The organism is Mesorhizobium sp. 01N446 (assembly GCF_056399285.1).
In genome coordinates this window covers 261,335-275,573 of sequence record NZ_JBFTRA010000008.1, presented here as the reverse complement: position 1 = coordinate 275,573, position 14,239 = coordinate 261,335, and the positions used below count along the sequence as shown (strand labels likewise).

The 14,239-nt window shown below is 60.3% G+C and carries 17 protein-coding genes; 13 read left to right on the top strand and 4 right to left on the bottom strand.

Annotation, left to right across the window (positions count from 1 at the left end; genetic code table 11):
• The first annotated feature begins 42 nt into the window (after window positions 1-42).
• The gene (locus AC1DPX_RS27155) at window positions 43-2,184 is read left to right on the top strand and encodes a sodium-translocating pyrophosphatase (RefSeq protein ID WP_202354766.1); all 2,142 of its coding nucleotides are present in this window, start codon (window positions 43-45) and stop codon (window positions 2,182-2,184) included.
• A gap of 190 nt (window positions 2,185-2,374) precedes the next feature.
• Here AC1DPX_RS27155 and AC1DPX_RS27150 read toward each other — a convergent pair whose 3' ends face one another.
• The gene (locus AC1DPX_RS27150) at window positions 2,375-2,890 is read right to left on the bottom strand and encodes an outer membrane protein assembly factor BamE (protein WP_202354765.1); all 516 of its coding nucleotides are present in this window, start codon (window positions 2,888-2,890) and stop codon (window positions 2,375-2,377) included.
• Between the two features lie 115 nt (window positions 2,891-3,005).
• On the opposite strand from AC1DPX_RS27150, the gene AC1DPX_RS27145 reads away from it, so the two are divergent.
• The 7 genes from AC1DPX_RS27145 to AC1DPX_RS27115 all read left to right on the top strand — a co-directional run bounded on the left by AC1DPX_RS27145 (window position 3,006) and on the right by AC1DPX_RS27115 (window position 7,833).
• Window positions 3,006-3,551, top strand: coding sequence for a ubiquinol-cytochrome C chaperone family protein (locus AC1DPX_RS27145; RefSeq protein WP_477240451.1), 546 nt, complete (start codon window positions 3,006-3,008; stop codon window positions 3,549-3,551).
• Window positions 3,551-4,099 (top strand): YceD family protein, encoded by a 549-nt coding sequence (locus AC1DPX_RS27140; RefSeq protein WP_477240449.1) that lies wholly within the window; start codon window positions 3,551-3,553, stop codon window positions 4,097-4,099. Before AC1DPX_RS27145 ends, AC1DPX_RS27140 begins: the two co-directional genes overlap by 1 nt.
• A 113-nt stretch (window positions 4,100-4,212) precedes the next feature.
• The gene (gene plsX, locus AC1DPX_RS27135) at window positions 4,213-5,283 is read left to right on the top strand and encodes a phosphate acyltransferase PlsX (RefSeq protein ID WP_202354763.1); all 1,071 of its coding nucleotides are present in this window, start codon (window positions 4,213-4,215) and stop codon (window positions 5,281-5,283) included.
• A gap of 9 nt (window positions 5,284-5,292) precedes the next feature.
• Complete coding sequence (locus tag AC1DPX_RS27130; protein WP_202354762.1) at window positions 5,293-6,264, top strand: beta-ketoacyl-ACP synthase III; 972 nt, start codon at window positions 5,293-5,295, stop codon at window positions 6,262-6,264.
• Between the two features lie 101 nt (window positions 6,265-6,365).
• On the top strand, window positions 6,366-6,689 hold the full coding sequence (locus AC1DPX_RS27125) for an integration host factor subunit alpha (RefSeq protein ID WP_010915609.1): 324 nt from the start codon (window positions 6,366-6,368) through the stop codon (window positions 6,687-6,689).
• A gap of 210 nt (window positions 6,690-6,899) precedes the next feature.
• Window positions 6,900-7,439: a MerR family transcriptional regulator gene (locus AC1DPX_RS27120; RefSeq protein WP_027042329.1), complete on the top strand. Its 540-nt coding sequence runs from the start codon at window positions 6,900-6,902 to the stop codon at window positions 7,437-7,439.
• 91 nt (window positions 7,440-7,530) lie between these two features.
• Window positions 7,531-7,833 (top strand): hypothetical protein, encoded by a 303-nt coding sequence (locus AC1DPX_RS27115; protein WP_202354761.1) that lies wholly within the window; start codon window positions 7,531-7,533, stop codon window positions 7,831-7,833.
• A gap of 92 nt (window positions 7,834-7,925) precedes the next feature.
• Here AC1DPX_RS27115 and AC1DPX_RS27110 read toward each other — a convergent pair whose 3' ends face one another.
• Window positions 7,926-8,204 carry a hypothetical protein gene (locus tag AC1DPX_RS27110; RefSeq protein ID WP_477240447.1) on the bottom strand — a complete coding sequence of 93 codons (279 nt, stop codon included), beginning with the start codon at window positions 8,202-8,204 and terminating at the stop codon, window positions 7,926-7,928.
• Between the two features lie 309 nt (window positions 8,205-8,513).
• On the opposite strand from AC1DPX_RS27110, the gene AC1DPX_RS27105 reads away from it, so the two are divergent.
• Window positions 8,514-8,969, top strand: coding sequence for a hypothetical protein (locus AC1DPX_RS27105; protein ID WP_477240445.1), 456 nt, complete (start codon window positions 8,514-8,516; stop codon window positions 8,967-8,969).
• A 161-nt stretch (window positions 8,970-9,130) separates the two neighbouring features.
• Here the strand turns inward: AC1DPX_RS27105 and AC1DPX_RS27100 are convergent, their stop codons facing one another.
• Complete coding sequence (locus tag AC1DPX_RS27100; RefSeq protein ID WP_202354758.1) at window positions 9,131-9,745, bottom strand: hypothetical protein; 615 nt, start codon at window positions 9,743-9,745, stop codon at window positions 9,131-9,133.
• A 274-nt stretch (window positions 9,746-10,019) separates the two neighbouring features.
• Between AC1DPX_RS27100 and AC1DPX_RS27095 the strand changes: the two genes are divergently transcribed.
• Window positions 10,020-10,307, top strand: a complete 288-nt coding sequence (locus tag AC1DPX_RS27095; protein WP_202359440.1) for a helix-turn-helix domain-containing protein — start codon at window positions 10,020-10,022, stop codon at window positions 10,305-10,307.
• Between the two features lie 184 nt (window positions 10,308-10,491).
• Window positions 10,492-10,953, top strand: coding sequence for a YbaK/EbsC family protein (locus AC1DPX_RS27090; protein WP_477240444.1), 462 nt, complete (start codon window positions 10,492-10,494; stop codon window positions 10,951-10,953).
• A gap of 77 nt (window positions 10,954-11,030) precedes the next feature.
• Here AC1DPX_RS27090 and AC1DPX_RS27085 read toward each other — a convergent pair whose 3' ends face one another.
• Window positions 11,031-11,849 carry a hypothetical protein gene (locus tag AC1DPX_RS27085; protein ID WP_477240442.1) on the bottom strand — a complete coding sequence of 273 codons (819 nt, stop codon included), beginning with the start codon at window positions 11,847-11,849 and terminating at the stop codon, window positions 11,031-11,033.
• 356 nt (window positions 11,850-12,205) lie between these two features.
• On the opposite strand from AC1DPX_RS27085, the gene AC1DPX_RS27080 reads away from it, so the two are divergent.
• Window positions 12,206-13,633 carry a hypothetical protein gene (locus AC1DPX_RS27080; RefSeq protein ID WP_477240440.1) on the top strand — a complete coding sequence of 476 codons (1,428 nt, stop codon included), beginning with the start codon at window positions 12,206-12,208 and terminating at the stop codon, window positions 13,631-13,633.
• A gap of 10 nt (window positions 13,634-13,643) precedes the next feature.
• Complete coding sequence (locus tag AC1DPX_RS27075) at window positions 13,644-14,213, top strand: hypothetical protein (protein ID WP_477240438.1); 570 nt, start codon at window positions 13,644-13,646, stop codon at window positions 14,211-14,213.
• Window positions 14,214-14,239: the final 26 nt, after the last annotated feature.

The window sequence follows — 14,239 nt, the reverse complement described above, 5'->3', positions numbered from 1 at the left end:
GGGAGGGGATCATTTGGGCCAACAATCGAGGAAAATTTGGCAATGACCATACTTTACGCCGTCATCGCCTGCGGCTTGCTTTCTGTCCTTTACGCCATCTGGGCGACACGATCGGTCCTTGCGTCCGATCAGGGCAATGCACGCATGCAGGAAATCTCTGCCGCCATCCGTGAGGGCGCGCAAGCCTATCTGGCGCGCCAGTACACCACCATCGCCATCGTCGGCGTGGTCGTGCTTTTGCTCGCCTGGTGGCTGCTTTCGATCACCGCCGCGATCGGCTTCCTGATCGGTGCCGTCCTGTCGGGCGCTGCCGGCTTCATCGGCATGCATGTTTCGGTGCGTGCCAACGTGCGCACGGCACAGGCAGCCTCCAACAGCCTCGCCGCCGGTCTCGACATCGCCTTCAAGTCAGGCGCCATCACCGGCATGCTGGTGGCGGGTCTGGCGCTGCTCGGCGTCTCGATCTACTACCTCATCCTGACCGGTCCCATGGGCTTGCAGCCCAATGATCGCATCGTCATAGACTCGCTGGTCTCGCTTGGCTTCGGCGCCTCGCTGATCTCGATCTTCGCCCGTCTCGGCGGCGGCATCTTCACCAAGGGCGCCGACGTCGGCGGCGATCTGGTCGGCAAGGTCGAAGCCGGCATTCCCGAGGACGATCCGCGCAACCCGGCCACCATCGCCGACAATGTCGGCGACAATGTCGGTGACTGCGCCGGCATGGCCGCCGACCTGTTCGAAACCTATGCGGTGACGGTCGTCGCCACCATGGTTCTCGGCGCCATCTTCTTTGGCGGCACCGCCGTTCTGCAGACCGCTATGCTCTATCCGCTCGCCATCTGCGGCGCCTGCATCCTGACCTCGATCGTCGGCACCTTCTTCGTCAAGCTCGGTTCCAACGGCTCGATCATGGGCGCGCTCTACAAGGGCCTGATCGTCACCGGCCTGCTGTCGATCGTCGGCCTTGCCGTCGCCACCTCGGCAACGCTCGGCTGGGGCGAGGTCGGCACCGTCGCCGGCATGATCATCACCGGCAAGAACCTGTTCATCTGCGGCCTGATCGGCCTGGTGGTGACGGGTTTGATCGTGGTGATCACCGAATACTATACCGGCACCAACAAGCGCCCGGTCAACTCGATCGCCCAGGCATCGGTGACCGGCCATGGCACCAACGTCATCCAGGGCCTCGCGGTCTCGCTGGAATCGACGGCGTTGCCGGCCATCGTCATCGTCGGCGGCATCATCTCGACCTACCAGCTCGCCGGCCTCTACGGCACGGCGATCGCTGTCACTACCATGCTCGGCCTTGCCGGCATGATCGTGGCGCTCGATGCCTTCGGCCCGGTCACCGACAATGCCGGCGGCATTGCCGAAATGGCCGGCCTGCCCAAGGAAGTGCGCCACTCCACCGACGCGCTCGACGCGGTCGGCAACACCACGAAAGCCGTGACCAAGGGCTATGCCATCGGCTCGGCCGGCCTCGGCGCGCTGGTGTTGTTCGCCGCCTATTCGAACGATCTGAAGTTCTTTGCCGCCAATGGCGACAAATATCCCTACTTCCAGGGCATGGGCGAGATCTCCTTCGATCTCTCCAACCCTTACGTCGTCGCCGGCCTGATCTTCGGCGGCCTGATCCCCTATCTGTTCGGCGGCATCGCCATGACGGCCGTCGGCCGCGCGGCGGGTGCCATCGTCGAGGAGGTGCGCAAGCAGTTCCGCGAAGATCCGGGCATCATGGCTGGCACGTCGAAGCCGAACTATGCACGTGCGGTCGATCTCCTGACCAAGGCGGCGATCCGGGAAATGATCATCCCGTCGCTGCTGCCGGTGCTGGCGCCGCTCGTCGTCTATTTCGGCGTGCTCTTGATCTCGGGTTCGAAGGCCTCGGCCTTCGCCGCCCTCGGTGCCTCGCTGCTCGGCGTCATCGTCAACGGCCTGTTCGTCGCCATCTCGATGACCTCGGGCGGCGGCGCATGGGACAACGCCAAGAAATCGTTCGAGGACGGTTTCGTCGACAAGGACGGCGTCAAGCACCTGAAGGGCTCCGAGGCGCACAAGGCCTCGGTGACCGGTGATACGGTCGGCGATCCCTACAAGGACACCGCCGGCCCGGCCGTCAATCCGGCGATCAAGATCACCAACATCGTCGCGCTCCTGCTGCTGGCCGTGCTCGCGCACGGCTGAACGCAGCCTGGCCGTTAGACAAAGCCCGCGGGGAGCAATCCCCGCGGTTTTTTTTGTTTGGCTCCGGGGCTCGCTCCATTGCTGGCAAGCCGCGCTCGCCGTGGCCAAACAAAAACCCGTGAGATCGCTCCCACGGGCTTTTGGTCGCCTGAGATGGTGCCGCTTCCCAGGGGGAAGCAGGATCTGATGATCAGGGAGTGCCGCCGCCGGGGATGCCGGGCGCCAGCTTGCTGGCGCCGTTGATGATCTGGCTGAGGAAGTTCTGGTCCTTGCCGCCAGTCGGCGTCGTGCGCGAGATGAAGTCGAAGATCTTGCCGTCCTTCATGCCGTAATTGGCGATCTGGGTGACGCGGCCATCAGCGCCGAAATAGACCGCGAGAACCTTCTGGTCGACGAGCCTGGGCTTGTCGAAGGCGACATAGCGCTTGCGCGTTTGCGTAATGTAGTAAAACGCCTCGTTGTCGAAGGTCGCCGTGGTCGACGGCGTGCCAAGCGCCAGAAGCACCTGCTCGCGGCTGGAACCGACCGGCACCGAATCGACGGCCTGCTGGTCGTAGACATAACCTTGCGTGAACGTCTCGCTCGGATTGAGGTCGCCGATCATCTTGTTGGTGTGACAGGCCGAAAGCGCCGAAACGACGAGCAGCAGCGAGATCGCGCCGGCAGGCCTGGACGAGAAGGTCGACTTGAAATTCAGCGCGCGCAACAACAATTCTCCATTATATCGCCGCAACTTGCGCTGGGCCGCAAAACCGGTAAACCAGCTTGCCTGCCGATGCAACAAGGCCAATTCAACAAACGGTCCCCGGGAGACCATCCCCATGTTCCAGCGCCTTTTTGGTCGCGAACGCCACGCCAACCGCGCCATCACGGACGCGCTTTACGCACAAATCGTGGCGGCGGCGCGGCAGACTGTATTTTATTCCCACTGGAATGTGCCGGACACGCCGCTCGGCCGTTTCGAGATGCTTTCGCTGCATATGTTCCTGTTCCAGCACCGCTTGCGTGGCGAGGGCGGCGTGGCGCAGGAGATCGCTCAGGTGCTGATCGACGAGTTCTTTCTCGACGTCGATCATTCGCTGCGGGAGCTGGGCATTGGCGATGTCGGCGTGCCCAAGCGCATGAAGAAACTGGCGAAGATGTTCTATGGTCGCACCGCCGCCTATGATGATGCGCTGGAAAGAAACGATCGCGACGGGCTGACCGCGGCACTTGCCCGCAATGTCCGGCCCGATGCCGGCACATGGCCGGAGGCGTCGCAATTGGCCGATTATGTCGCCGACGCCTGCCGGCAGCTGGCCGCGCAGCCGTCCGAATCGATCGTTTCCGGCACGGCGGTGTTTCCGCTCGCCAAGGGAGGTGCTTGATGAAACATGCTGATCCGCGAAGCCCGGTTTCCTTTTTCGCGAACGTCGCCCGTCTGCCGCAAAAGGGCCTGCCGGTGGTGATCGAGGCCGACGCCGCCCAGCGTGCCGCGCTCGCCGAGGAACACGGGCTGCTGTCGGTCGAAGCCTATCGCGCCGACCTTCTCGTGGCCTCCTGGAAGCGCAATGGCGTCAAGGTCAGCGGCCGTGTCGAGGCCGATATCACGCAGGCCTGCATCGTCACGCTCGATCCCGTCGCGGCGCATATCGACGAGCCGGTCGAGGCGCTGCTGCTGCCGGAGGATTCCAAGCTTGGACGGCAAGGGTTTGAAGGCGGCGGCGAGATCCTGCTCGATGCGGACGGCCCCGACAGTCCCGAAACCTTCTCCGGCGACACCATCGATGTCGGGGCCCTTGCCGAACAGTTCTTCGCATTGGCGATCGACCCCTATCCGCGCAAGCCGGGCGCGTCGCTGGACACAGGCGGTGAGACCGATGCGGTGGAGAATGAATTTCAGCAAAAACTGCGATCCCTGCTGGGAAAATCCTGAAAACCTCGCCCGCGACGGAAAAGTCGGTTGTGTGAAAACCCAAAACCGCTATTTTCGCCGAACCTTCGCGATCACTAAAGCGACCTGCCGCATAACCGTGAGATGAATACCGCGTGATCAGGATTTCCATCGATGCCATGGGCGGCGATCACGGACCAGCCGTGGTCATTCCGGCGCTCATGACGGTCGCGACTCGCCGTCCCGACATCCGCTTCGTCATCTACGGGCGTGAGGAGCTTGTGCGCCCCGAACTGGCCAAGTTCCCCAAATTGGCCGAGGTGAGCGAATTCTTCCATTGCGAGGTCGCGGTCAGGATGGACGACAAACCCAGCCAGGCCTTGCGCCACGGCCGGTGGAAGTCGTCGATGTGGAAGGCGGTCGAAGCGGTCAAGTCGGGCGCCGCGGATGCCTGCATCTCCGCCGGTAACACCGGCGCCCTGATGGCGATGTCGAAATTCTGCCTGCGCACCATGGCCACCATCGATCGCCCGGCGATCGCGGCATTGTGGCCGACATTGCGCGGCGAAAGCGTGGTTCTGGACGTCGGCGCCACCATTGGCGCCGATGCGCACCAGCTCATTGATTTTGCCATTCTGGGCACCGGCATGGCGCGCTCCGTATTCGGTGTCGCCCGGCCCACCGTCGGCCTGCTTAATGTCGGCGTGGAAGAGATCAAGGGCCAGGAAGAGGTCAAGGAGGCAGGGCGCATGCTGCGCGAGGCCAACATGGCCTCGATGAACTATCATGGTTTTGTCGAAGGCGACGATATCGGCAAGGGCACGGTCGACGTGGTGGTGACGGAGGGCTTCGCCGGCAACATCGCGTTGAAGACCGCGGAAGGCACCGCGCGCCAGATCGCAGGTTATCTGCGCGCCGCGATGAGCCGCACGCTGATGGCCAAGATCGGCTATGTGTTCGCTAAGGGCGCGTTTGATCGCCTGCGCGAAAAGATGGATGTCGGCCGCTCCAATGGCGGCGTCTTCCTGGGGCTGAACGGCATTGTGGTCAAAAGCCATGGTGGTGCCGATTCCGATGGTTTTGCCGCGGCGATCGAGCTCGGCTACGACATGGTGCGCAACAATCTGCTCGACCGCATCGAAGCCGACCTGGACCTGTTTCACGCGCGCAACCCGCATGCCCTGTCATCCCGGAAATCCGACGTCGTTACCGACGCGAAGGAATAGGAAAGAACTTTGATCAGATCAGTCGTGCGCGGCACGGGCGCCGCGCTGCCCCGCCGCATCATGAAGAATGCCGATTTCGAGGGCATGGTTGAGACATCGGATGAGTGGATCGCCCAGCGTACCGGCATCCGCCAGCGTCATATCGCGGCCGACGACGAGACGACGGCTTCGCTCGGAGAGGCCGCGGCCCGCGCCGCTCTTGCCAATGCCGGGCTGACGCCGGACGACATCGACCTGATCGTGCTGGCGACGTCGACGCCCAACAACACATTTCCGGCCACTGCGGTCGAGATCCAGAACCGGCTCGGCATGCATCACGGCTTTGCCTTCGACATGCAGGCTGTGTGCTCGGGCTTTGTCTATGCGGTGACGACAGCCGACCTCTACATTCGCGGCGGCCTGGCCAAACGTGTGCTGGTGATCGGTTCGGAAACATTCTCGCGCATTCTTGACTGGAGCGACCGCTCGACCTGTGTGCTGTTCGGCGACGGCGCCGGCGCACTTGTCCTGGAGGCGGGCGAGGGGGCCGGCACGATTGCCGACCACGGTGTCCTGGCCGCCAGCTTGCGCTCCGACGGCGTGCACAAGGACAAGCTTTTCGTCGACGGCGGGCCGTCGACCACGGGAACGGTCGGTCATCTCAGGATGGAAGGCCGCGAAGTCTTCAAGCATGCGGTCGGCATGATCACCGACGTCATCGAGGCGACCTTCTCGGCCGCCGGCATAACGGCCGATGACCTCGACTGGTTCGTGCCGCACCAGGCCAATAAACGAATTATTGACGCATCCGCCAAGAAGCTCGGGATAGCAGAGCAAAAGGTGGTGGTTACGGTCGATTTGCACGGTAACACCTCGGCTGCTTCCGTGCCGCTGGCACTGTCGGTGGCCGTTGCCGATGGCCGCATCAAGAAGGGCGACCTCGTCCTCCTGGAAGCGATGGGCGGCGGCTTCACCTGGGGCGCCGTTCTGGTTCGCTGGTAAGTGCCAAACGGCTCGGTTTCGGTCCTTGACCTTGCCGGATCAATTACTTAGGCTCTGCCGTTGTTGTGCCGATTTTACGTTTGAACTGATGGGACGGTCGCATGGGGGGAAAGACACTTACGCGTGCCGACCTGGCGGAGGCTGTCTACCGAAAGGTCGGCCTGTCGCGCACTGAATCCGCCGAACTGGTCGAAGCCGTGCTGGACGAAATCTGCGAAGCCATCGTGCGTGGCGAGACGGTCAAGCTGTCGTCTTTCGCGACGTTCCATGTCCGCTCCAAGAACGAGCGCATCGGGCGCAATCCCAAGACCGGCGAAGAGGTGCCGATCCTGCCGCGCCGGGTGATGACGTTCAAATCGTCCAACGTGCTGAAGAACCGCATTTTGCGCTCGCACCAGAACAGCAAGGCCAAGGGCGGCAAATAGCCTTCATTGTACGGTTGAAAACCGGCCCCGCCATCACGCCGGGCTTGAATATTGCTTCACAAACCGCTGGAATAAGGCCCGATTCGGCAGCATGGCCGGATTGGTGTTCCGCGTATGATCCATTCCGCGCAAATGGAATGAGCTTCTCTTTGTGAGCATGATCTCGCTGAAGACCGTTCCGGATCACGCTCCAGCGTGAGGATTTCGCCCATGGACAAGAGCCCTGACGCCTTCCGCACCATCAGCGAGGTCGCCGAAGACCTCGACCTGCCACAGCATGTGCTGCGCTTCTGGGAGACACGCTTCAACCAGATCAAGCCGATGAAGCGCGGCGGCGGCCGCCGCTATTACCGGCCGCAGGATGTCGAACTGATCAAGGGCATCCGCCACATGCTCTACGACCAGGGCTACACGATCAAGGGCGTGCAGAAGCTGCTGCGCGAGAACGGCAATCATTTCCTGGTTGCCATCGGCAATGGCGACATGGCCGCCGTAGAGGCGATCTCGCAACGAAAGCAGGCCGACCAAGTGCCGCTGACGCCGGCGGCGCAGCCGCGCGGCGGTGATGATGAGCTGGTTGGCCAGCCAAGGGTCAAGCCCAGCCGCCGCTTTTTTGGCCTGGGCAAGAGCGACGAGGAAGGTCCGGTTCAGCCGGACGCGTCGAAACTCTCGCGCGACAATCGCGCTCTGCTGCAGGAGGCGCTGTTCGACCTCCTGGAATGCAAGCGCCTGCTTGACCAGGTGCGCTGAGCGCGGCAAGACGCACTTTGAAGCCTCGAGACCGGAACCCGCCATGGGGTGAGGCGTTACGTTTCCTTCTGCAAGACTAAGGAAACGCATGATGGCATCATTTTCGACCCTTTCGGACATCGACCTCGAAAAGCAGGTCGCGGCCCTCTCGACGGAACTCGCGGCGTTGCGCAGAGCGGTGTCGAGGCGGGGTGGCGCTTACTACGAAGACGGCCGCGATGCCGCGCTCGACACATATTCCGATCTTGCGGGTCGTCTTCGCGATGCGATGCCGGCAATCCGTAGACAAGGCAGGGTGATCGAGAAATCGGCGCGCGACCATCCGGCGGCGGCCGCAGCAGTAGGCCTTGTGGTGCTCGGCCTTGTCGCCAGCCTGCTGTTCAGCAGGCGCTGAGAAGCCCTCTCGATCATAAGACGAGGAACTCAATCAAGAAAAATGGCGGCGACCCCGAAGGGCGAGCCGCCATTTCCGTTGCTGTCCGGTGGTTATTTCGCGAGCTTGATCTTGCCCTGCGGCGAAACCTGCGCGGTCTGGCTGCATTTGCCATAGACCGTGCCATTCTTGTCGGTGGCGTCCGTATAGGTGCCCTTGCACTCGATCGAGAGGACCAGACAGTGGCCTGCACCCTTGCAGACCGCGCCGCCGTCACCAGTGGGGTGCGTGCCATTGGCGAAAGCCGAATTCGACATCGACATCGAGCCGATCGCCGAAATGGCGATGGCGGCGGCGAGCGAGAGGCGCTTGAAGTTCGAGATGTTGGTCATTTCTGCATGTCCTTCCGTTGGATTGGGGATCGCCTTGCTGGCGTCCATGCAGGCTTAGTGAGGTCCTCGAAGGAAAGGTTCATGCGGGCGCGAAAAAAAAGCGCGCCCTCGGGCCGGGGCATTGCGAGCCGGCGATATCAGCCATGCCCTGTCATCCCGCGCAGCCATGGTTTGGCCTTACCGCGACCGGTCAGCAACCCCGCAGGGGTGTCGGCAGCGCCGCGGCCGCACCAAGGCGTTTCGGCATGGCGATCTCGTGGCAGGTGGCGCGGCTCATGGTGAGCGCGCGGGCGCGGCGGGATTGGGAAGATGGCCCAGCTTCAGGAAAAATCGCGCGACAAGGGGCGGCGTGGGCTGCAATCGCGCGACCGACAGGACAATGCGGTCTGTCCAGGCGATATCGGGCTTGGCCGTCATCGGAATAGCTGGCCCTGTTCGCGAACGCCTCGCGCCCGGCTTGGCGCTCCACACCAGGAGAAGACCTGCCTTGAACAAGGAGCCAAGGCGGGTCTTCTCCTTGGAAGTTCGTACTTAGTAGGCCTTCTTCACGTGGTGGTGGCGGTGATGAACGTGGTGGTGAACGCGGTGATGACGAACATGATGATGATGGACGCGATGATGACGATGATGCTTTGCCATCGGGGCCGCATCGGCGCTCGTCGCGCCGATGACCGGCGCCGTGAAAGCGAGTGCAACTGCAAGCCCGAGGGCCGAGAGGAGGGACTTCTTCATGGATCGTTTCCTTCTTTCGCCGGCGGATCTTAAAATCGGGTCATGGCCCGATCGCCGCGAATGGAATTACGCTCCTGATTTTTTTCGTCAGTATTTCCCGATTGTAGAATTTTGTTTCCGGGGTGTTTCCGGAGAGCCGGCTTCCCAACACTTCATTGTGAAGGCCGAAAATCCGGCTGTTGCCGCTAGTTTGGCTACATCGGCGGGATCACGCCATTGTTTCCCACCACGACGCGGCTGGAACTCAGTGTCCCGTCAGCCTCGCGCTGGGCGTTGACGAAGACAGTTGCACCCGGCTTGAGATCGGCCGGCGTGGCCGGGGCGAAGGTCACGACGGGCGTGCTGTCGGGGATCGAAATCTTCTTGGTCTGCCCGTTGTCGTAGGTCAGCGTCACGGCGCGCCCGCTTATGTCGGTGACGTCGGCCACGGTGCCGTTGGTCATGCGGCTGTTCGGCTGCAGGTCCCAGGGGCGGTCGCCCTCGCCGGTGCCTTTCAGGGCGGCGGGGAAGATCACCACTTCCAGCGCGCCGCTGCCGCCATCCGCCTTCGAGACGGAGGCGATGCCGAGGAAGTCGCCCTGCTTGATGTCCTTTTGCGAGGCGCTGGCGACGCCCGATATCTTCCAGCCGGTGTTGAGCTTGATCGCTGACGTATCGCCCTGGCGGGTTTTGACGGTGAGCTGCGATGGCTCGAAACTGACCACCGTGCCGCGCACGCGCAACGCGTCCGCCGCCTGGGCACCGCCCACGGCGGCAATGGAAAGGCTGGAGATCGCGCCAAGCACGACCATGAGTGTCTTGAAGTTCATTGCAGGATCCTTCTGGGAACGGGCCGGCTGGGACCGGATGGTTTCACGCCGGCGCATCAGAACAACGAACAGGTGGGCTTGAACCTTCGGGCAAAAAGGTGCCGGGTGTTCAAAAGAACTTGATGGCATGCGTGAGACCGCCTCGCGGGCACTCGGTTCACGATAGCGTGACGGCCTTTGGCTCTTGGCAAATCGCCGGCGAGCGGGCATGTTCCTGCTCGTCTCAGGCAACACTCCATTTTTGATCAAACTCTTTCAGCCAGCGGAGTTGCCAATGCCCAACAATGCAAAAAGCCATGCCCTCTCCGAACCGTTAGCCAGTGAGATCGGGCCGGATTACACCACCCTCAGAGCCATGCGGGAAACCCGCGGATACAGCGTGGAAGAGCTTTCCCTGACCTGCGGCCTCTCGGTCGGCGAGATCGAGGACATCGAAAACGGCCGGGCGGCCGATCCGTCGAAGCTGCGTCGTATTGCGTCCGCGCTTCGCCTGCCCCAGGACGCTCTCATCGCTTCCTCCGCCGCGCCGAAACCGGCCGCGCAAGGCCGACCCCTGGCATAGGCCAGAATCAGGCATGCAAGTGAACCCGCCAAGGCCTGCCTGGCGGGTTTCTTGTTGATGCGATGGCGTTCTCCGGCAAGCCGGGCTTGCCGATTTACAAATCGCGCGTGTTTATAGCTGCGGCATCCAAATCCGCGCCAATCACGCCTGCCGTGTCTCGAGGTTGAACCATGGTTTTTTCGATATGAGCCTGGAAACCGTCCGCGCCTTCTTCGCCGACCATGCGCCCGATATCGAGGTCATCGTCACGCAAGCGAGTTCGGCGACCGTGGCGCTGGCGGCGGAGGCGCATGGCGTGCTTCCGGCGCAGATCGCCAAGACCATCTGCCTGCGCGTCGGCGAACGCACCATGCTGGTCGTCACCAGCGGCATCGCAAGACTGGACAACCGCAAGTTCAAGGACCAGTTCGGCGGCAAGCCGCGCATGCTGGACGCAGACGAAGTGGTCGCCGCCACCAGCCATCCGGTCGGCGGCGTCTGCCCGTTCGGCCTGCCGGCGCCGCTGCCGGTCTATTGCGATGTGTCGCTGCGCGATTTCGATGAGGTCGTGCCGGCTGCTGGATCCACCAACGCAGCGGTACGGATTACACCGCGGAGGATGGTTGTGCTTACCGGCGCTGAGTGGGTCGATGTCTGTCAGGCTTAGGACGAGACCCAGTCTGGGTTGAACCACCATGGCCACGAAGAGGCGGCCACCAATATTCTGGCGCGATCATCGTCCAGCTAGTGAGGAGGGGCGTTCAAAGCATCAGCAACCAGGAGCATTGCTTCGACGTCTTCGGCGTGGGGAAGCCAAAGGGCGCCGGCTGTCATGTTTCTATCCCCTGATGCGGCTCCAAAGACAAAATATGATGCTGAGAACTGAGCGAGGAAGGCAAAAATCTCTTTCTCTGGTAATGCAACGTACCGGTAGCGGAACTGATCACCAATATTGGTATTTTGGCGTTTCGCGGCCACATACCCCGGCATCAGTTTGAATAACCCGGTGACTATCTTTTCCGCCGCAGCGTGGGTGACAGGCAACTGCTCCGTTCGAATCTTATATGAATTTGGAAGCGGCTGCCCTGTATGGCGATAGTAAAGAGCGCAGGTGAGGCGGCGAGCAAAAACCCGGAAGGTGTCTCGGTTTCTGTTGGGTAGTTCCACAATGGGCGCGTCGGCGTAGCTTTCGCTTGGGCCGCGAACGTATCCGATACGCTTGGCCGCGCTACGCTTGTAATTTGCACTCAAATCTAATCGAGGCATCCATGCAGGAGCGTTGTTCTGGACCCCGCGCACAAGTTTTTCAAATTGCCCAATGGAAGAATCTGCCGTGGCGTCTTGGTTTGCCATATGAAGATAAAGAGCCACTACTTGTTCTGTTGGCCCTGCCGAGTTGTTGCACCGCTTGCAAGCGGGAAATTCGAAGCCCTCTGGCCCGATCCCATTGTAGAAGCACTGGCGCGACGGCACATGATCTATCGTCTCCGCAGGGGCGGAGCAGAAGAAACATAATGGGTGCTCTGCCAGAAAGCGCACTCGTTTAGTCTTTCCCTCACTCACTTGGTTGCTTCCAGTTGTTCGGAAAAATTATGGCTCGGCTACCCCAGCGACTACCTTGTGTCGTTTGGGGGGGGGCGACGAGGGCTCCTTTGGTGCAAGTTATTGACTTCGCTAGGAGCGTGGCGGGGATCCAGTCGGAGAGCTCTTGACCGGTGCTCAAATGACTCGCCTGTCGATGTCTGGTCCACCTGGATCCTACGGATTCCGCAAAAGGCAACGACGTTTCAACCGGCTTTGCCGAACCACTGATCTGCAGCCGCATGCATGCCTATATACAGGGAGGTCAGAATTCAACTCGCCCTTGCAGAAGTTGCGAAGAGATCCATAATGCCAGTTACTATTTGGGGGGATAGAGAATGAAATTTTCTGAGCATTTTAATCTGCAAAAGCGTCAGTCGGAACTCGATTTCGTTGATATAGATCCTGACGAGGACCTGCCTCTGTTTCTTGACCCATACGTATTTAGCAAGGGCGAAGACGCGTGGTCGATTATGTGCAACGAGGCTGTCCTTTCGTTCTTCGATGCCGTTCTTGAAGCTATTCGGGAGGGTGACGATGAAACTGGGCGTGCAATTCTCGACAATTTGGGTGAACCAAATGAGACGTGCTTTGGCCTCTCAAGCGGGGCACCCGCCGGTCGCGGTGTTGGCCGAAATCAGGCTGACGAGATCTTTGATCGCCTTCGAGAGAGCAGGGCAGCGCGAAGTGGACTTTTGGAGGAGCTGTCGGATTGCGAGCTTTTCATCCGCGGGATAGGTCGCGACAAAATTTCCGACATAACAACAAACGTTATTCGTCGGCATCTAATCGAGTACACCCAAGTCCAATGCGATCTGCACCGCGTGCCGGTCCAAAGAGTAGCTTCAGGAATGATTTGGAATTCTGTCAATGTGGAGTGGACGAATCGATACGTCGAATTGCCCGTAGTGAGAGCCAAAAAGATCTTGTTAGTGCCGAAGGCAAGTGTTCGGTGGAATATGACGTTTTCGCATCATGATTACTACAATAACTTTGTGTTGCAATTCCTTCAGGGTGACAATCTGCGACGAAATACAGGACTCGTTGAGCGCCTAAAGAATGGCCGACGTCGAGTGACGAAGAAATTGCTAAAAGAAATCCACCCTCGTGAAAAAGACTTCCTCGCAGCCTTTTCAGAGGAGAACCCGGAGGTCCTTGAGCGTTATAAACTCCTTTTGGAACCCGGAAACGGCTTGAGCAACACGCAGCTCGATGAGGATTTCAATGAAAGCGCATTTGCCCAAGCGCTAGCTGAAACTCTGCCCACCATAGATCCAGGGAATGCCGCAGCAGGACGGTTCCACAGCTTCATGGTAGGTGCACTCGAATTCATATTCTATCCGTCACTAATTTACCCTGTGAAAGAAGACGAGATAAACCAACGAAGGAAGCGGATAGACATCTCCTATACCAACAATGCCAGGCAAGGCTTTTTCTTCAGGCGCCGGACCGAAGCGCGTGCGAACGCGGTAAAGGTCATGGTCGAATGTAAGAATTATCAAAAAGAGATGGCTAACCCAGAACTCGACCAGTTAGCGGGAAGGTTCTCGGACCAGCGTGGGCGTCTTGGCTTCCTAATTGGTAGATCGTTTGACAACCGAGCGCGCTTCGTTGCGCGATGCAGGGACACGGCATTAGCGAACAACGGCTATATCATCCCTCTGGTAGACGGAGATATCTTGGCGTTCCTCGCTTTGATTGGGCAGGGGAACAGAGCGCAGATTGACCGAGAACTCGAACGGCGATTCGCCGAATTGATAAACTAGGGCGACCGTAATGCCAATTCGAACTATCTCTTTGCCACCGGACGGTGAGGCGCTTGAACTCCTCTATACGAGTCGCCATCCCGAAGATGTTGCGTCCTACTTTAATGCGTTGCGCAGTGGGGTTGGGGTTGAAGCATTTAGGCCCGTCGCCGAGGCGATGATCCCTATTCATGGGCCACGCATCGCGAGGACGGTTTGCGATTGGCCAACTCCGTTTCAGGCGATGATTTCCCCGCCCAGTAGCCGAGGCGATGCAAAGATGCTGAGGGATGAAATCCGAAAAATTTGTTCAATCCCAGATCTGAGTGGGTGTTTCACCAGGAAGGACGAAATTAGGGCTGCCTACAGCGGAACCGTTGACGATTTGGTCCAAGAATTTGTGTACAAGACGTCCGGCGTTGAGGCCGGACTCCAAAATATCTTGATTGTAGATGAACTGGTTGCAACCGGAAAAACTGTCGCTGCGGTTCTACGCCATCTGAGAATGAATGGCCTGCCCACCGGATGCAAGATCGTCGTTGCCGCCTACGGCTGGATACCTCAGCGGACCGCGCCGGTAGAAGTGACCCCGGAAGCATGAGATTCGGGGGTGGCATTTGCAAGGTT